This window comes from Vibrio sp. RC586 (assembly GCF_000176715.1).
In the GTDB taxonomy this organism is placed as follows: Bacteria; Pseudomonadota; Gammaproteobacteria; order Enterobacterales; family Vibrionaceae; genus Vibrio.
Window position 1 is genome coordinate 57,175 of record NZ_ADBD01000004.1, and the last position, 17,434, is coordinate 74,608.

General features: G+C 46.6%; 16 protein-coding genes. 4 read left to right on the forward strand and 12 right to left on the reverse strand.

Annotation, left to right across the window (positions count from 1 at the left end; genetic code table 11):
• Positions 1-19: 19 nt before the first annotated feature.
• The gene (prfC, locus tag VOA_RS16290; protein ID WP_000108388.1) at positions 20-1,609 is read right to left on the reverse strand and encodes a peptide chain release factor 3; all 1,590 of its coding nucleotides are present in this window, start codon (positions 1,607-1,609) and stop codon (positions 20-22) included.
• 208 nt (positions 1,610-1,817) lie between these two features.
• On the opposite strand from prfC, the gene VOA_RS16285 reads away from it, so the two are divergent.
• Positions 1,818-3,875 carry a putative bifunctional diguanylate cyclase/phosphodiesterase gene (locus VOA_RS16285; RefSeq protein ID WP_000160072.1) on the forward strand — a complete coding sequence of 686 codons (2,058 nt, stop codon included), beginning with the start codon at positions 1,818-1,820 and terminating at the stop codon, positions 3,873-3,875.
• Here the strand turns inward: VOA_RS16285 and rimI are convergent.
• The 4 genes from rimI to ubiT all read right to left on the reverse strand — a co-directional run bounded on the left by rimI (position 3,864) and on the right by ubiT (position 5,842).
• On the reverse strand, positions 3,864-4,313 hold the full coding sequence (rimI, locus tag VOA_RS16280) for a ribosomal protein S18-alanine N-acetyltransferase (protein WP_000096354.1): 450 nt from the start codon (positions 4,311-4,313) through the stop codon (positions 3,864-3,866). The two genes, VOA_RS16285 and rimI, sit on opposite strands and share 12 nt — an antisense overlap.
• Complete coding sequence (locus tag VOA_RS16275) at positions 4,310-4,717, reverse strand: DNA polymerase III subunit psi (RefSeq protein WP_000953214.1); 408 nt, start codon at positions 4,715-4,717, stop codon at positions 4,310-4,312. Before VOA_RS16275 ends, rimI begins: the two co-directional genes overlap by 4 nt.
• A 110-nt stretch (positions 4,718-4,827) precedes the next feature.
• Positions 4,828-5,331, reverse strand: coding sequence for a GNAT family N-acetyltransferase (locus VOA_RS16270; RefSeq protein WP_000908530.1), 504 nt, complete (start codon positions 5,329-5,331; stop codon positions 4,828-4,830).
• The gene (gene ubiT, locus VOA_RS0117200; RefSeq protein ID WP_000932665.1) at positions 5,315-5,842 is read right to left on the reverse strand and encodes a ubiquinone anaerobic biosynthesis accessory factor UbiT; all 528 of its coding nucleotides are present in this window, start codon (positions 5,840-5,842) and stop codon (positions 5,315-5,317) included. The genes VOA_RS16270 and ubiT overlap by 17 nt, the downstream gene beginning before the upstream one ends.
• Before the next feature lie 309 nt (positions 5,843-6,151).
• On the opposite strand from ubiT, the gene VOA_RS16265 reads away from it, so the two are divergent.
• From VOA_RS16265 to VOA_RS16255, 3 genes are all read left to right on the forward strand, one after another.
• The gene (locus tag VOA_RS16265; RefSeq protein WP_001111401.1) at positions 6,152-8,206 is read left to right on the forward strand and encodes an EAL domain-containing protein; all 2,055 of its coding nucleotides are present in this window, start codon (positions 6,152-6,154) and stop codon (positions 8,204-8,206) included.
• Between the two features lie 107 nt (positions 8,207-8,313).
• Complete coding sequence (gene ubiU / locus VOA_RS16260; RefSeq protein WP_000421330.1) at positions 8,314-9,327, forward strand: ubiquinone anaerobic biosynthesis protein UbiU; 1,014 nt, start codon at positions 8,314-8,316, stop codon at positions 9,325-9,327.
• 12 nt (positions 9,328-9,339) lie between these two features.
• On the forward strand, positions 9,340-10,218 hold the full coding sequence (locus VOA_RS16255; RefSeq protein ID WP_000872507.1) for a U32 family peptidase: 879 nt from the start codon (positions 9,340-9,342) through the stop codon (positions 10,216-10,218).
• Positions 10,219-10,267: 49 nt separating this feature from the next.
• On the opposite strand, the gene VOA_RS16250 is transcribed toward VOA_RS16255, so the two are convergent.
• The 7 genes from VOA_RS16250 to rbfA form a co-directional block, all read right to left on the reverse strand.
• Positions 10,268-11,605, reverse strand: a complete 1,338-nt coding sequence (locus VOA_RS16250) for an MATE family efflux transporter (RefSeq protein WP_083806215.1) — start codon at positions 11,603-11,605, stop codon at positions 10,268-10,270.
• 42 nt (positions 11,606-11,647) lie between these two features.
• The gene (locus tag VOA_RS16245) at positions 11,648-12,055 is read right to left on the reverse strand and encodes a MarR family winged helix-turn-helix transcriptional regulator (RefSeq protein WP_000887851.1); all 408 of its coding nucleotides are present in this window, start codon (positions 12,053-12,055) and stop codon (positions 11,648-11,650) included.
• 99 nt (positions 12,056-12,154) lie between these two features.
• The gene (gene nlpI, locus VOA_RS16240; RefSeq protein ID WP_000870961.1) at positions 12,155-13,066 is read right to left on the reverse strand and encodes a lipoprotein NlpI; all 912 of its coding nucleotides are present in this window, start codon (positions 13,064-13,066) and stop codon (positions 12,155-12,157) included.
• A gap of 113 nt (positions 13,067-13,179) precedes the next feature.
• A complete protein-coding gene (pnp, locus tag VOA_RS16235; RefSeq protein ID WP_000462082.1) occupies positions 13,180-15,309 on the reverse strand; it encodes a polyribonucleotide nucleotidyltransferase in 2,130 nt (709 codons plus the stop codon).
• 313 nt (positions 15,310-15,622) lie between these two features.
• Positions 15,623-15,892, reverse strand: a complete 270-nt coding sequence (rpsO, locus tag VOA_RS16230) for a 30S ribosomal protein S15 (RefSeq protein WP_000055655.1) — start codon at positions 15,890-15,892, stop codon at positions 15,623-15,625.
• Positions 15,893-16,033: 141 nt separating this feature from the next.
• Positions 16,034-16,972: a tRNA pseudouridine(55) synthase TruB gene (truB, locus tag VOA_RS16225; protein ID WP_000124048.1), complete on the reverse strand. Its 939-nt coding sequence runs from the start codon at positions 16,970-16,972 to the stop codon at positions 16,034-16,036.
• Positions 16,972-17,370 carry a 30S ribosome-binding factor RbfA gene (rbfA, locus tag VOA_RS16220; RefSeq protein WP_001123658.1) on the reverse strand — a complete coding sequence of 133 codons (399 nt, stop codon included), beginning with the start codon at positions 17,368-17,370 and terminating at the stop codon, positions 16,972-16,974. Before rbfA ends, truB begins: the two co-directional genes overlap by 1 nt.
• Positions 17,371-17,434 lie beyond the last annotated feature (64 nt).

A 17,434-nucleotide genomic window follows, 5' to 3' on the forward strand; every position in this document is an offset into this window, starting at 1 on the left:
ATCTCAGTCAGACTAAGTATTAGTGCTCACGAGTGGCGCGGAATTTCACCTCAGGCGAACGCTCCTGTGCCAAGTTGAGGTTAACCATGGTTGGCGCAATGTAAGCGAGGTTGTCACCACCATCGAGCGCAAGGTTACTCTGGTTCTTACGTTTGAACTCTTCAAACTTCTTCACATCGTCACACTCAACCCAACGTGCTGTCGCTACGTTAACGCCTTCATAGATGGCTTCAACGTTATATTCCGATTTCAGACGCGATACCACCACATCAAACTGCAGCACACCCACCGCACCAACGATCAGATCATTGTTTTGTAGTGGACGAAAAACCTGTACCGCACCTTCCTCAGAAAGTTGCACTAAGCCTTTCAGCAGTTGCTTTTGCTTCAGTGGATCACGCAGACGAATACGGCGGAACAATTCAGGCGCGAAGTTCGGAATACCCGTAAATTTCAGCGTTTCACCTTGGGTAAAGGTATCACCAATCTGGATCGTACCGTGGTTATGCAGACCGATAATATCACCTGCAAAGGCTTCTTCTGCGCGTGCGCGGTCGCCCGCCATGAAGGTTACCGCATCGGAAATGCTGATCTGCTTACCAAGGCGCACATGGTTCATCTTCATGCCTTGCTTGTAAGTACCTGAAACAATACGTACGAAAGCAATACGGTCACGGTGTTTTGGATCCATGTTGGCTTGAATTTTAAACACGAAGCCACTGAATTTTTCTTCGCTCGCGTCCACCACACGTTCTGCCGCTTGACGAGGCATTGGTGATGGAGCCCATTGCGTCAGGCCATCCAGCATATGGTCAACCCCAAAGTTACCCAGAGCCGTACCAAAGAACACCGGTGTCAATTCACCTTGCAAGAACAACTCACGATCAAACTCATGAGACGCACCCAGTACCAGTTCCAGCTCTTCACGCAATTGCGCGGCTAAGTCTTCACCCACTGCCTTATCCAGCTCAGGGTTATCTAAGCCTTTCACGATGCGTTCGTCTTGAATGGTGTGACCTTGACCCGTTGAGTACAAAATCGTTTCATCACGGTGGATATGGTAAACACCTTTAAACTCTTTACCACAACCGATTGGCCATGTGATGGGCGAACAAGCGATTTTCAGCTCATTTTCCACTTCATCCAGCAATTCCATCGGGTCACGAATTTCACGGTCAAGTTTGTTCATAAAAGTCACGATCGGCGTATCACGCAGACGAGTGACTTCCATCAATTTACGAGTACGATCCTCAACACCTTTCGCCGCATCGATCACCATCAAGCAAGAGTCAACCGCGGTCAAAGTACGGTAGGTATCTTCCGAGAAGTCTTCGTGTCCTGGGGTATCTAAAAGGTTAACCAGACTATCGCCATAAGGAAACTGCATCACTGAGGTGGTCACCGAAATACCACGCTCTTTTTCCATTTCCATCCAGTCTGATTTAGCGTGTTGGTTTGAGCCACGGCCTTTTACCGTACCCGCGACTTGAATCGCACGTCCGAATAACAGAACTTTTTCAGTAATCGTGGTTTTACCCGCATCAGGGTGCGAGATGATCGCGAAAGTACGGCGTTTTGACACTTCGCCGAAATAGGGTGTAGTTGACATCAACAGATTCTCTTATTGCTCAGTTAGCCTAACGTAAGCTCACTAGCGTTTCGGTTCAAATTTGCGCGGTATTCTCCCCTATCTTGGCGCTGGGAGCAACTTCACTGCAACGAATGCGCAATTTCCTATTTTCTCACACTGGTTTTAATTAATTTATCAATAAACATGAACTATAACTGTAGAGAGTCGACAACAATAAAGTGGACCCATGACCAAATTTCGAAAGATTCATTCACTTGCCTTTAAGCAAGCCAAAAGTGTTTTTTTAGTCTCGGTTTTATTGGGGCTCTTTTTTAGTGTGTATCACACTTTGTCTGACTTACATCAAGAGCAGAGCAAGGTTCAAGAACACTATAACTTTAAGTTGTCACAAAGTTATGAAAATGCCAGTCAGGCGGCTTATCATCTCAATAATCTCCTCGCAGAGCAGGTTGCCGAAACCTTGATGCAGGATCCCGGTGTTTTCAAAGTTGAGATTATGGATGATTTTGGGGATTTGATGACTCGTCAAGAACGGGAGATCAGTAAACAGAATATGTTGGTCAGTGTGCTTGCTAACTACCTTACTCCCTCCATATCCATGTTCAGCGCAGAGTTACATCAACCCAATTCAAATGAGGTGGTAGGCAAACTGAGTTTTTACATTGATGGATCTTCAATTGCCAAGGAGTTTATCGCCAAAACAACCCGTATCATCTTGTTTGACCTTTTGCGCAATACCTTGCTGACCACCATTTTGCTGATCTTCTTCTATCAAAAGCTCTCTCGTCCTATCACTATGCTGATCGGCTGGGTGAATTCATTGAACGATGCGCAACGCTCACCACTACCACCAAGGCTCAATCAAGATGATGAACTGAGCGAGCTAGCCTCCACTTTTCAATCGGTGTGGAAAGGTAAAGAGTTAGCAGAATCTAAACTCAATCAGCTCGCTTATTACGACAGTTTGACTGGGCTTGCCAATCGCAGCTTACTACTGCAAAAGATCAGTGATGCTATCACCAAAGCACAACATTCACATACCACTGGCGCGCTGTTTTATCTTGACCTAGATCGCTTCAAAACCATTAATGATTCACTCGGCCATACCATTGGCGATCAATTGATAAAAGCCGTGGCGATGCGGATGGAGGCGTGGGCAAACCATGACTATCTCTCGGCTCGCATTGGAGGCGATGAATTTGCAGTGCTGATCCCATCACTCGCACCACATAAAGCCGAGGAAGTGGCCAAGCAGCTACTTACCCTGATTTCAAATCCCTATACTGTGGATGATCACCAACTGTACTGCACCGTCAGTATAGGAATTTCGATTTTTCCCTCTGTCGGGATCAGTAATATTGATGTATTGCGCCAAGCGGATACTGCTCTCTATCGCGCCAAAGCCAGTGGGCGGAATAAATTCATGTTCTATGAACCTGAAATGCAGGCGCAGGTCGAATCTTTCTTAGAGATAGAGAAAGGATTACATGAAGCGCTTAACCAACATCAGCTAGAACTTTATTACCAACCTCAAGTGGATGAACAACACCATATCATTGGCGTTGAAGCACTGATCCGTTGGAACCACCCCAAACGTGGACTGCTTCCCCCCGGCGTTTTCATGCCAATCGCCGAAGAGACAGGACAGATTTTACCAATTGGAAATTGGATTATTGAGCAAGCTTGCTATCAATATGCTCAGTGGTTAAAGCTAGGTATTTTACCCGCACATTTTCGACGTTTAGCCATCAATATCAGCCCATTACAATTTGCTCAAGACTCTTTTATTGAACAAATCAATCATGCACTGTACCAAGCGGGGATCACTGGAGAACGAATAGAGTTAGAGATCACGGAAAGTCTGCTGCTTGAGAATGTAGAAAGTGCAATTCAAAAAATGGCTCAATTGAAAGAGAGCCAAATCAGTATCTCAATCGATGATTTCGGCACCGGTTACTCTTCGTTGCGCTATCTTAAGCATCTTGCTGTAGATGTGCTAAAAATCGACCGTTCTTTCGTTAATCAACTGCATCAGGATGACAATGATCAAGCGATTGTCGATGCTATTTTGGCGATTGCTCGAAAACTCAACTTGGAAGTGATCGCGGAAGGGGTGGAAGATACCTCAGAGCTTGCAGCACTCAAACAATTAGGTTGCCACCAGTTTCAAGGCTATCTGTTTGACAAACCGTTGCGTGCAGAAGAAATCACACAGCGCTTTATCAACAACAGTTACCGGAAAATTCAGAGCGCCCCCCTCCCCTCGGATAGCTTACAAAAATAGATAGCTCATAATAATGGCATCTTCATTTTTGCCATTGGCAGCAGGGTAATAATTGATACGACGATCAATTTCATTAAAGCCCGCATCTTGGTAAAGATGAAACGCACGCAGATTACTTTCACGCACCTCTAACCAAGCACTCTCTGCTCTTTGCCGCTCACACATACCAATAAAATGCTCGAGTAATTGCTTTCCGTAACCTTGGCCCTGCCTTGCTGGATCAATGGCAATATTCAGCAAAGTCACTTCACCGACAATATTCTGCGCGTAGAAATACCCCACCACCTGCTGATCCACCAACATCACCTGATGGCAAGCCCCACGGCTATTAAGATCACGCACCAAAGACTCAGCCCAAGGATGAGAATGTGCGGCACGCTCGATGCGCCATACCGCATCCAAATGCTCAGATTGCATAGTCGTAAATAATGAACTCATGACGCACTTCCTTGATAAGCACAGATCTGTTGCCACAGGTCACGGCGGTATTGAGTATGACCATCAATTTCAGCCAAACGCGGTGAATGGAGTTGTTTTTGAGCATGATGAGATTGGGGATCACACCCAGCAAACCAAATCCACTCTAACCCGTTGTAAGCTAAATTATTGAGTTGCGATGGAGTGATATAGCGAACCATCGCCAATTCAAGCTGAAAGCTTTTGAGGATCCTCTCCAGAAACAAGATTTCAGAGCCTTGCGGTGGCTCACTTGCCACGAGCAAAAGTCGACAATCTTGGGCAAGAGATTGTTTAGCAGATTCAAACCCAGCCAATCGCTCTGGATGGATCAATTCCCATTGTTGGATGCCCATCGCCGACAAATAATGTGAAGAAGAAAGCATAATATGACTCGCAACCGTTCTAGGCAGCAATGCTAACAAACAGAGGATTAGCGACTCAAGCGCTACTGAGAAAAAGGAGCCAAAACACTCCCTTTTCAGCAGAGGAAGGATTAGAACACCGAAAATTCAGGGCTGAACTCGATAAGACCACACCGACCATCAAGCTCTCTTTCCCATAAAGCAACAACACGGAAAGCACCTTGCGGCACATCCCAAACACAATTGAGCTGATATTGCGCTGCGTCTTCAAAACCAAAACGTGAGTAATACGCAGGATCGCCAAGCACCACACAAGCTGGATAACCTAGTTCCCCTAAAGAACTTAAGCCTTCTTTCACCAACTCTGCAGCAATACCTTGGCGGCGGTATTCTTCTTTTACCGACAACGGCGCTAAACCTTGCCAATTTAAATCTTCACCCTCCAAGGTTACAGGGCTGAACATCACATGCCCGATGATTTCCCCTTCATCATCACAGGCCACCAGTGACAAAGTTCGCCGTCCATTTTCACGTAACGCCATCACTAAATTGGCTTCGGCCTCTGTCGGGAAAACCGTTTTCAACAGTGCATCGACGGCCAAAATATCGGCCGGTGCTTCAGTTCGAATAAGCATTAATAACCTCTTGAGATGAGTTTGGCGTTTGCATCCCTTTATGCACAAAATCCGCCAACTGGTGAAGCAAAATCTGTAAAGGTTTGGGTAATTGTTGCAGATCCACGCTATCCATCAGGTTTTTAACCTCTAAACCGAGCTCAGTATCCCCTTCGATCGATAAACGACGTTGGAAAAACAGCGTGTCAGGATCTTCTTTACGACCAGCAATCAGCACCAAATCATTCAAATTACCGCTAAAGCTAACATCTTCACGAACAGGAGCATCCGCCACTACTAACTTCTCGTTTTGATAACTGATAAACCAACATAAGTTCATATCCTTCACTTCAACTTTGAGCCATTTCTCTTCGAGAAACTCAAAGTCCCCGTCCTGCAAGGCTTCGCGGAATACCAAACCCATTGCATCAAGCAAGGCTTTTTTTTGAACGTTTTGGGGTAATAAGTGGATTGGAGATCGCAAAATTGAAGCTGCGTTCAGAACCAGTTGAGTGCGAATCTTGTTTAACACGAGCGTTATCCGTTACCTTGCTAGTCAGTCTGCGCTCATCATACTGGATGTCAGTACACGGATTCCTGTTATGTATCAAAAATAACTTCAGTCCGAGAACCTTTTCTACTGTGGAAATCACAGTTATAGTTAGTGGGTTACCGAATTGGTAACGCTATACCCCAACTAACAGTGCAGTTTGGATATCAATATGATGATGGACAGCGTCGCACCCTGTCACTAGCGAAAAGTCTCGCTAACCAAACTGGTGTATTTGTGGAAGGGGATATTATAAAAATCATCGCGCATGAACAGTTGGTAGTATTTTAAATGCCTGCTCAAACCTTATCTCAACTCACGCATTGGTTTGCAAAAATAACGTCGCACAGCCCGTTCTTTTTTGCCATCCTCAATGATCAACACAACTATGTGATGGTCAATGAAAGGTATTGTGATATCGCAGGACTTTCTAGTGAAGAGATGGTCGGGATGAGTGATAGCCAGGTTTTGGGTGAACATTTTTATCGCCACCTCAAACCTTTCTATGATCGTGCATTTAAAAATGAACATATCGAATCTGAGTTGATACTTAGTGAGATCGATCTTGAAACCAGCTTACATTTTTCCCTTTCTCCCATCTTGATGAACGACCAAGTACAGTATGTGGTGTTTCATGCAATTGACACCTCAGAAAAGCAAATTCTGGTACGTTCTTTAGAAGAATCAGAAAACAAGTACGCGCTTCTCACAACCTTACTGCCCGATGGTTTGATGATGGTGGAAAACGACTGCATCATCTCAGCCAACCCATCTGCGGCTCGTCTGCTTGGTTTTGAAAACTCCCAAAAACTATTGGGGGAAAATTTCTCAAGGCTGTTTATTGATGAGAAAACCAAGACAGTCTTTTCATCACAATTAGCATCACTGCTTACTGAAAAACCTCTGGTCTGCCTGACGGGGCCCAGATGTGGTTTTGAGCGAAAAGTTCAGTTGCACGCCGGCAGCACATTAATGCTCGGTAACCAATCGCAATTGATCTTATTGCAAGATGCTGATGAAGCACCAAAACAGCTCTCCGCCACCACCCAAGTCGATGCTCATATTGACAATCTAACAGGGCTGTACAACCGACACGGGTTTACTAAACGCTTAGAGCAATGCATCCAAAATGAAACCCCTTTAGTGTTGCTTTACCTCGACATTGATAACTTCAAAAACATCAACGATTCCCTTGGCCATCACATCGGTGACAAAGTTATCAAAGAAGTGGCTGCGCGCCTGAAACGACTTCTGCCGCAGCAAGCGATACTCGGCCATTTAGGCGGTGATGAATTCGGTTTGATTTTACCTGAGCCAGAACACAACCGTTCGGAGGAAATGCTGGCAGATCGCATCATTTCATTGATCAATCAGCCTTTTGATCTCCACCATTTCAGTAAACGTTTAGCTTGTTCCATCGGCAGCGTACGTTATCCTGGTGATGGTAACGATGCCCGCGTGCTACTGCAAAATGCGGATACCGCCATGTATGAAGCTAAAGAGCGTGGAAGAAATCGTCTCATCAAGTTCAACGATCAGATGAACAAAGAAGCACGTATGCGCCTTTGGTTAGAGATCGAACTGCAAAAAGCGCTGCAACAAAATGGGCTAGAAGTGTGGTATCAGCCGAAAGTCAATGCGCGTGATTTTAGTATCAATGGTGCAGAAGCTTTGGTGCGTTGGAAGCATCCAGTAGAAGGTTATATCAGCCCAGGGGCTTTCATTCCTGTTGCAGAAAAAGCGGGCTTGATCGAGCATTTAGGCCGCGTGGTAATGCGTGAAGTATTTGCCACAGTTAAACGTTGGAAACTGCAAGGCATTCTCCCAGGGCGTGTGGCCATCAACATCTCACCAGAACAATTTGGCAATCCACAGCTCATCGACTATTTAGAGAAACTGCTCAGAGCAACGGGAGTGGATCCAAGCTGCATTACGTTTGAACTGACCGAAAGTGCAGTAATGAGCGACAGTGAACATACCCAACAAATGCTCAATGCGATCAAAAAACTTGGTTTCACCTTATCGATCGATGACTTTGGTACAGGTTACTCTTCCTTAGCTTATTTAGCGCGGTTTCCGATTGATGAACTCAAAATCGATCGCGCCTTTATCAGTGACATCGATACACTGCCCAAACAACTCACCGTTATCGAAAATATCATCAATTTGGGGCGTTCACTGAATCTGACTGTCGTTGCGGAAGGAGTAGAAACTCAGCAGCAAGCGACTTTGCTTTCCAATCTCAATTGCCACTCAATTCAAGGTTTCCATTTCTATCGTCCTCAGCCCAAACATGAAGTCGAAGAGTTGTTTGCGCAAAACCGTCGCCACCGCAAATCCCTCTAAGGGGTTAATTTTGCTCTGATTAGCCGAAACCTGCCTTACATCAAATCGGCATTGCTCAATCCTTCCTAAAATGCTTCCACTATTCCCTGAATTCAGAGCCTTACGCTATGGAACTTCTCTGTCCGGCCGGAAACTTGCCGGCCCTGAAAACAGCGATTGATTGTGGCGCCGATGCGGTTTACATCGGTTTCAAAGATGATACAAACGCTCGCCATTTTGCTGGCCTTAACTTTAGCGGCAAAAAACTGGAAAAAGCGGTTCAGTATGTCCATGACCACCGTAAAAAAATTCATATCGCTCTCAACACTTTTGCGCATCCGAATGGATTTGAGCGTTGGACGAATGCGGTTGATCAGGCGGCGGATCTGGGTGTGGATGCCTTGATCATTGCTGATATTGCGGTACTTGAGTACGCGGCACGTCAATACCCGCACCTTGAACTGCACCTTTCCGTGCAAGCATCAGCCACCAACGTGAAAGCGGTTGAGTTCTACCATCAGAACTTTAACGTCAAACGTGTCGTTCTGCCGCGTGTACTTTCCATTCATCAAGTCAAACAGCTTTCACGTAATATTCCACAAGGTGTTGAGCTAGAAGTGTTTGCTTTTGGCAGTCTGTGCATCATGTCAGAAGGGCGTTGCTATCTTTCATCCTACATGACGGGCGAATCGCCCAATACGGTTGGGGCTTGCTCGCCTGCTAAATATGTTCGTTGGCAAGAGACAGAATCAGGGCTTGAATCTCGCTTGAACGAAATTTTAATTGATAAGTACGCGGCCGGCGAAAATGCAGGTTACCCTACGCTGTGCAAAGGGCGATTTATTGCAGAGATTGAAGGTGAAAGTAAGTGCTATCACGCTCTGGAAGAGCCAACCAGTTTAAACACCTTATCACTGTTACCTGAGCTGTTTGCCGCGAATGTGGCTTCCGTGAAAATTGAAGGGCGTCAACGCAGCCCCGCGTATGTCGAACAAGTTACTCGCACCTGGCGCGCGGCGATTGATCGCTATCTGGCCAACCCAATGCAATATCACGTTGAGCCCAAGTGGAATGCGGCTTTGGCCAATGTATCAGAAGGTACCCAAACCACGCTCGGTGCTTATCACCGTCAATGGCAATAAGGTCTCACGATTATGAAATATGCTTTAGGTCCTCTACTCTATTTCTGGCCAAAACAGGATGTTGAGAGCTTCTATACCCAAGCTGCAGCGAGCATGGCAGATGTGATTTATCTCGGCGAAACGGTCTGCTCAAAACGCCGCGAGATGAAACCTCAACACTGGTTTGAGATTGCTAAATCGCTCTCTGATGCGGGTAAGCAAGTGGTACTTTCCACCATGGCACTGCTCGAAGCGCCGAGTGAAATCAATGTGATGAAAAAGTACATTGATAATGGTGATTTTGCGATTGAAGCCAATGATGTTTCAGCCATTCAGATGGCCCATGAAAAAGGCATTCCTTTTATTGTTGGACCTGCGGTGAACACCTACAATGCACACACACTGAAGCTGTTCTTAAAGCAAGGCATGATCCGTTGGTGTATGCCAGTTGAGCTATCGCGTGACTGGTTAATCAACACCTTACAACAGTGTGATGACTTGGGCATCCGCAGCCAATTTGAAGTGGAAGTATTCAGCCACGGTTACTTGCCACTGGCTTATTCAGCACGCTGTTTCACTGCGCGAGCCGAAAACCGCGCCAAAGATGAATGTGAAACCTGCTGTATTCGCTACCCAACCGGAATTCAAGTAGCGAGCCAGGAGGGGCAATCGGTATTTAACCTCAATGGCATTCAAACCCAGTCGGGCTATTGCTACAACTTGGTGAATGATTTGCCAAGCATGACAGGATTAGTCGATGTAGTACGTTTAAGTCCATTAGGTATTGAAACATTCCAGCATCTTGAGCAATTCAAGGCCAACGAACAAGGCCAGAACCCACAGCTCATTAAGAATCGCCAATGCAACGGCTATTGGCATCAATTAGCGGGGCTAGCTGTTAAAAATAACTGAGCCAGTGCAACAAGGGTTGCTTATTGGCAACCCTTTTTTCTACCCCTAATTATACATAAGAGACTTGCGGCGCTTTCCCTATTTTTCTGACATCACGCCATAGCATGATCGCCACCCCAGTACTCAGCACAATATTGGAGATGGGCAGCGCAATCCACACACCACTTAAACCAAAAAACTTCGGCAAAATAAACAGAAATGGCAACATAATCGACATGTTCCCCACGGTAATGAACATGGCTTTACCACCGCGATTGGTCGATTGATAATAGGCGGCACTCACCACCAAGAAACCATCCAAATACATAGCAAACAGATGAAGCTTGATGCCCATTTGCGCACCAGCCATCAACTCGCTGTCATTGGAGTTAAAAATCGCAATCGCCAGCTCAGGGAATAGATTGAGCAGCACCACAAACACCATGCCCCCCAATACCGCTATCCCCATTGCTAAGCGCAGCAGTTTACGAATATGGTCATAATTGCGTGCACCAAAATGGTAACTGGCCAATGGCTGCATGCCGTTGGCAATGCCTTCTACCGTCAAATAGTAAATCGTTACGATATAGCCCATCACCGCATAAGCACCAACCATCACCGCGTTGCCATACTCAATCATCAAAGTGTTATGTAACGCCACCATGGTGGAACCATAGGCGTACATGAAAAAACTTGAAACACCAATCGCGAAGATCTTAGGCAACATGTGCCACTCCAGCCTCAAACAACGGCGCGTTAAACGCATATTGGCTCGCTTTGAGAAGAAATAGGCCAACCCCAATGAGGTCACCACGAATTGAGCAAGCGTGGTCGCGATCGCCGCCCCCGTGAGTTCCCAGTCAAGCCATGCGATAAACAGATAATCAAGAGCGATATTGGTCAACGCACCGATCACCATCAACAAAGTCGCCAAATTGGGGCTGTGGTCGTTACGCAGCAGAAACGGCATCGCAATCGAGCCTAAAGTAAAAATGCAGCCTACGATCAACACTTGCAGATACTGCAAACCTAATTCAAACACCCGCCCTTGTGCGCCTTGCCAATGTAGAAAATCATCCGCCATAAACCACAGAATAAATGCTACGAATGGAGTGAGTAACAGTAAGCTCATTAGCCCCGTAGCAAGAATACGCTTGGCACTATCAGTATCACCCTCTCCTTGTTTAATCGAGGAAAGCGCACCAGTCCCCACCCCAACCAACATCCCGATACCGAGGATGGTACCGATCACTGGCCAAGCCACATTGATCCCTGCAAGCCCTTCAGCCCCGACATAGTGGCCGATGAAAATGCCATCTACCACTTGGTACAGACCATTAACCAGCATCGCAGCCACCGTAGGAATGGTATAGCGAACAAACTGTCGGTAAATTGATCGATTCATCATAAAGATATATCTACTTAGTTAGTTTATCTAATAAAATTACCGCTAGCGTAATGCTTTACCTAGCAGAAGATCCAACATTAAAGCCTCTTCAGAAGACAGATTTTGCGCGACTTGCTGCGCTAAGATTTGATAGACTTTCGCTTCACTGACCAAATGCAACTCAGCTTGCTCCGTCAATTCAAAAAGCTGTGAACGGGCATCCTCTTCGCACTGAACTCGTTTCACCAACCCCCGCCGCTCAAGCTTTTTTAGCATGTTAGATGCGGAAGGCTTACTTACCTCCAATGCCTGAGCCAGATCAGTCAAACGAATCGCTTGAGGTGCATTTTGAATGACTTTCAGGTAGTCATATTCATTAAAACTGAGCTGAGCGAGCGGATCTTCTTTGCTATATCTGCGCCAAACCTTTGCAGCAAAGCGCTCCATTTTCTCTAAATTAACATCGAGCATGACAAACAACCACTAGTTAGCAATGCTAACTATATTGCCAAATTCTCAGCCATAAAAAAAGCCGCAATATGCGGCTTTTTTTATCATCAAGGAGTGACACTATTGTGTCAGTGATTCAGCTTTTACTCTTGCCAGATGCTCTTCACGCACTTGCTGATAAATTCGGCCTAACTCAAGGAATGAGTAGCGATGCTCTACGTATTCATAGACATTGAATGAAATCGCGAGCTTATACAGAGAAAGAGCATGGGCCAGCTCTCCTTGCATCTGATAACGCTTACCTAGATAGAAGTATGCCTCTGTGAGGCGCTGTGCCAACAGATCATTTTCTCGTGACGCCGAAATAATCGCTTTAAAGGCCACCTCTTCTGAAAGCTGATCAAGCATCAAACCCACCAATACCCAGCCCCACTGCTCATCATGCTGTTTATAACGCTCAAGCAGATCGGCTCGCGCCTTGACAACATCAACATCGCTTTCAATGATGTATAGCCATAATGCGCGAAACGGGTCTTGCGGATCTTGCTGGTAATGTTGTTGAATCTCTTCCAATGCCAGTTGCGGACGCTCTCCGTAATAGAGCGCAATCGCACGGTTGCGTACCGCATATTCATTACTGGGATCTAACTCTAGCGTGGAATCAAAAGATTCATACGCTGCATCAAACTCGCCCGCTTCGGTGTAATACACCCCAAGTAAATTAAACACATCTGGCTGAGCAGGATTGATAGATAAAGACTGAGTAAAATCGAGCCGTGCTAAATCACGTAAACCGACACTATCGTAATAGTTGCCGCGTTCAAAAAGCATTTTGGCACGCACTTCCGGTTCAAGATCCGTGCGCTGCAATAATTGGCTCAAACGAGCAATTTGAACTTCTTGCTGAATCGAGGCTTGCAGTGGTATCGCCATCGGCGGATAAAGCCACTGGGAAGAAGATTCAGGCTGTGAGGCACACCCAGACAGCAGAGCCAATCCAATCACTGCGGCAGGGAATCGAAACCATTTCACTCATCGTACTCCTGTGGGATTTCGCATAAAAAAGGGAGCGAATTACGCTCCCTTTATAGCACGCTTTTGTTTAGAAAAGTAAAAGTGCTGTTGTTTTTGCCGAAAACGAAAAATTATTCCGCTTGTGGCGCTACTTCAGCAGCCGCTTCCGCTGGCGTTTCAACCGCTTCTTTCATACTGAGACGAACACGGCCTTGACGGTCAATTTCAAGCACTTTAACTTGAACTTCTTGGCCTTCAGTCAGGTAATCAGACACTTTCTCTACACGCTTATCAGCGATTTGAGAGATGTGTACTAGGCCATCTTTACCAGGAAGAATCGTTACAAACGCACCGAAGTCCGCTAGACGAGCCACTTTACCCGTGTAGATAACACCCACTTCAACTTCTGCAGTGATTTCTTGAATACGACGAATCGCTTCTTTCGCTTGATCACCGTCAGTTGCTGCGATCTTGATCGTGCCGTCATCTTCGATCTCGATCGTAGTGCCCGTTTCTTCAGTCAGCTGACGAATTACCGCACCGCCTTTACCGATCACGTCTTTGATCTTATCTACACTGATTTTCATGGTGTGGATACGTGGAGCAAATTCAGAGATATCACTACGTGCAGCAGAGATCGCTTGATCCATCACAGACAGAATGTGCAGACGAGCACCTTTTGCTTGGTTCAGTGCAATTTGCATGATCTCTTTAGTGATACCTTCGATCTTGATGTCCATCTGCAGTGCAGTAACACCTGTTGCGGTACCCGCTACTTTAAAGTCCATGTCGCCTAGGTGGTCTTCATCACCCAGAATGTCAGACAGAACTACGAAATCATTTTCTTCTTTCACCAGACCCATTGCGATACCCGCAACAGAAGCCTTGATTGGTACACCCGCATCCATCAGAGCCAAAGATGAACCACACACAGAAGCCATTGAAGATGAGCCGTTCGATTCAGTAATCTCAGAAACCACACGTACAGTGTATGGGAACTCGTCTACTGAAGGCATAACTGCTGCGATACCACGCTTAGCCAAACGGCCGTGACCGATTTCGCGACGCTTAGGAGAACCTACAAAGCCAGTTTCACCTACACAGTATGGAGGGAAGTTGTAGTGCAGTAGGAAGTGGTCTTTCTTCTCGCCAGTCAGTTCATCAATGATCTGTGCGTCACGTTGAGTACCCAGAGTTGCTGTTACCAGAGCCTGAGTTTCACCGCGCGTGAACAGCGCTGAACCGTGAGTACGTGGCAGAACGCCAGTACGTACATCAAGAGCACGAACCATGTCTTTTTCACGGCCATCAATACGTGGGTTACCCGCGATGATGCTACGACGTACAACGGTTTTTTCCAAATCGTGGAAAATAGTGTGAATTTCTTTTGCATCCAACGCTTCGTTTTCAGCCAGCAGAGCCGCGCTCACTTCAGCACTGATTTCATGGATGCGAGCATAACGCGCCATTTTTTCAGTGATTTGGTACGCTTCAACCAGACGTGTTTCTGCTAGAGCAGCCACTTTCGCTTTCAGCTCAGTGTTTTCAGCTGGAGCAACCCATTCCCATGCTGGAGTTGCCACTTCAGCTGCGAATTCGTTGATTGCATTGATAACGGCTTGTTGTTGATCGTGACCAAACACAACCGCTGCCAGCATCTCTTCTTCAGTTAGAATTTGAGCTTCTGATTCAACCATCAGCACAGCGTTGTCAGTACCCGCAACAACCAGATCCAAACGAGACTGTTTCAGCTCTTTTTCGCTTGGGTTTAGAACCAGTTGACCATCAATGTGGCCTACACGAGCTGCACCGATTGGGCCATTGAATGGAAGGCCAGAAATCGCCAGCGCTGCAGAAGTACCGATCATAGAAATGATGTCAGGTTGTACGTCTGGGTTAACAGAAACGACAGTGACAATCACTTGCACTTCGTTAGTGAAACCATCTGGGAACAGTGGGCGGATCGGGCGGTCGATCAGACGTGCTGTCAACGTTTCGCCTTCAGAAGGACGACCTTCGCGCTTAAAGAAACCACCAGGGATTTTACCTGCAGCGTAAGTACGCTCTTGGTAGTTTACAGTCAGAGGGAAGAAATCTTGACCCACAACGGCTTCTTTCTTACCAACGACGCTGACGAACACTGCGGTGTCGTCCATGGTTGCCATAACTGCTGCCGTTGCTTGGCGAGCCATAACACCGGTTTCTAGAGTAACGGTGTGGTTACCGTACTGAAACGTTTTTACTACTGGTTTTTCGAACATGAGTATTCCTTATTCTCAGGACAAGCCTGAAATCAAATCATCAATACTCAAAGCACTACGAATCGCGACTAGTAAAAAAAGACTGAAACTTGGGGAAATAGTCGAGAGAACAATCTGTTTTTAATAGCCGCGACCTTTTGGTCGACTGCGGTGACGGTAATGCCATGAGTACAAACTTGCTCAGTCACGCGAACTGAACGGCGGGTAGTATAAACTACTTAACGGAAGGATAGCTAATTTAGAGTGCAAATTTAGGCTGCAAAAAAGGGGCTTTCGCCCCTTTTCTGTACAAACTGTGCTTTGCAGCGACGAATTAACGACGCAGACCTAGACGTTTGATCAGATCTTGGTAACGAGACAGATCTTTGCCTTTCAGGTAGTCCAGCAGCTTACGACGGCTTGAAACCATGCGCAGCAGACCACGACGGCTGTGGTGATCGCCTTTGTGTGCTTGGAAGTGACCTTGCAGGTGGTTGATAGAAGCAGTCAGCAGTGCTACTTGTACTTCTGGTGAACCAGTGTCATTTTCACAACGTGCGTATTCAGCAACGATTGCTGCTTTAGTTTCTGCATTCAGAGACATAATTCTCTCCTAAAGAGTTTGAGGTTTAAGTTTGTGTCAGCCAATCTCTGATTCAGCCGACACGAGAAGCGCGAATTATAGGGAATAATCCTGACTCGCACAAGCGGAATGTCTCGCCATCAAACGAGCCATCCTGCAGGTTTATTCGCCGTAAACGACTAAGCGTTTCGGCGCTACCTTGCCGTTATCGTCAATCTCACCAACGCCAAGAAACAACTTCTGTTCACCGCCAGTGATGCGCACCATACCATCGGTTGGCGCACCAGAAACCTGCACCGCTTGTCCATGCTGCACAAGCTGCATCAGCTCTGGGATCACGTTGACTTCTGGTAACGCTTCCACGGCGGTATCCATCGGCAGTAATAGCGGATCGAGAACGTCAGAAACCGTCTTTTCATCACGATGGGCTTGTTCAACTAATGTATTGAGCTGCTCTAGTGTCACCATTCGTTCATACGGATAGTTAGCGACACCGACACGACGCAGCATAGTCACATGTGCGCCGCAACCCAGCATCTCACCCAGATCATCGACGATGGTACGGATGTAGGTGCCTTTTGAGCAGTGCACTTCCATCTCCACTTCATCGCCTTCGAAACGATGCAGCTCGATTTCATACACGGTGATCTTGCGTGCTTCACGCGGTACTTCAATGCCCTGTCGAGCGTATTCGTAGAGTGGACGGCCTTGGTATTTCAACGCTGAGAACATGGATGGGACTTGATCGGTCTCACCGCGAAACTTTTCAATACACGCAAGAAGCGTATCGCGTTCCACATTAACAGGACGCGTTTGTACCACTTGCCCATCAGAATCTGACGTATCGGTACGTTCGCCCAATTTTGCGATCACGCGATAACGTTTATCGGAATCAAGCAGAAACTGAGAAAACTTTGTGGCTTCACCGAGGCAGATCGGCAGCATGCCGGTCGCCAGAGGGTCAAGTGCGCCGGTATGGCCAGCTTTTTCAGCACCATAGAGACGTTTAACTTTTTGCAAAGCGTCGTTGGAGGAAATTCCTGTCGGCTTATCCAACAGAATCACACCGTGGATAACCCGACCTTTACGTCGACGAGCCATTACGCTTCGTCCTCATCACGACCAGCTTCATGCATACGACGCTTATCACTGTTGATCACTTCCGTTACTAGGTTTGACATGCGCATACCTTCAACCAAAGTGTTGTCGTAGTAGAAGCGAATTTCTGGTGTCAAACGTAAGCGGATTTGCTTACCTAACATCATACGGATTTGCACTTCGTGCTCACGTAAAGCAGCCAAGCAAGATTCTGGTGTTTGCTCACCGATGCACAGGAATGTCACGAACACTTTGGCGTAAGCCAGATCGCGCGACACTTCTACATCAGAAATGGTCACCATACCTAGACGAGAATCGCGCACTTCACGTTGCAGGATCATCGCCAGTTCTTTTTGTAATTGCTGTGCCACACGCTGTGTGCGGCTAAATTCTTTCGGCATATCTTTTCTCACTGATAGAAAGAATGGGGGGATGGTTTCGACCAGCCCCCCATGGTGTATTCAA

What these genes read in the sequence shown, in the direction of transcription:
- prfC (WP_000108388.1), bottom strand. Translation starts at nt 1,609, where the DNA reads ATGTCAACTACACCCTATTTCGGCGAAGTGTCAAAACGCCGTACTTTC.
- VOA_RS16285 (WP_000160072.1), top strand. Translation starts at nt 1,818, where the DNA reads ATGACCAAATTTCGAAAGATTCATTCACTTGCCTTTAAGCAAGCCAAA.
- rimI (WP_000096354.1), bottom strand. Translation starts at nt 4,313, where the DNA reads ATGAGTTCATTATTTACGACTATGCAATCTGAGCATTTGGATGCGGTA.
- VOA_RS16275 (WP_000953214.1), bottom strand. Translation starts at nt 4,717, where the DNA reads ATGCTTTCTTCTTCACATTATTTGTCGGCGATGGGCATCCAACAATGG.
- VOA_RS16270 (WP_000908530.1), bottom strand. Translation starts at nt 5,331, where the DNA reads ATGCTTATTCGAACTGAAGCACCGGCCGATATTTTGGCCGTCGATGCA.
- VOA_RS16265 (WP_001111401.1), top strand. Translation starts at nt 6,152, where the DNA reads ATGCCTGCTCAAACCTTATCTCAACTCACGCATTGGTTTGCAAAAATA.
- ubiU (WP_000421330.1), top strand. Translation starts at nt 8,314, where the DNA reads ATGGAACTTCTCTGTCCGGCCGGAAACTTGCCGGCCCTGAAAACAGCG.
- VOA_RS16255 (WP_000872507.1), top strand. Translation starts at nt 9,340, where the DNA reads ATGAAATATGCTTTAGGTCCTCTACTCTATTTCTGGCCAAAACAGGAT.
- VOA_RS16250 (WP_083806215.1), bottom strand. Translation starts at nt 11,605, where the DNA reads ATGATGAATCGATCAATTTACCGACAGTTTGTTCGCTATACCATTCCT.
- VOA_RS16245 (WP_000887851.1), bottom strand. Translation starts at nt 12,055, where the DNA reads ATGCTCGATGTTAATTTAGAGAAAATGGAGCGCTTTGCTGCAAAGGTT.
- pnp (WP_000462082.1), bottom strand. Translation starts at nt 15,309, where the DNA reads ATGTTCGAAAAACCAGTAGTAAAAACGTTTCAGTACGGTAACCACACC.
- rpsO (WP_000055655.1), bottom strand. Translation starts at nt 15,892, where the DNA reads ATGTCTCTGAATGCAGAAACTAAAGCAGCAATCGTTGCTGAATACGCA.
- truB (WP_000124048.1), bottom strand. Translation starts at nt 16,972, where the DNA reads ATGGCTCGTCGACGTAAAGGTCGGGTTATCCACGGTGTGATTCTGTTG.
- rbfA (WP_001123658.1), bottom strand. Translation starts at nt 17,370, where the DNA reads ATGCCGAAAGAATTTAGCCGCACACAGCGTGTGGCACAGCAATTACAA.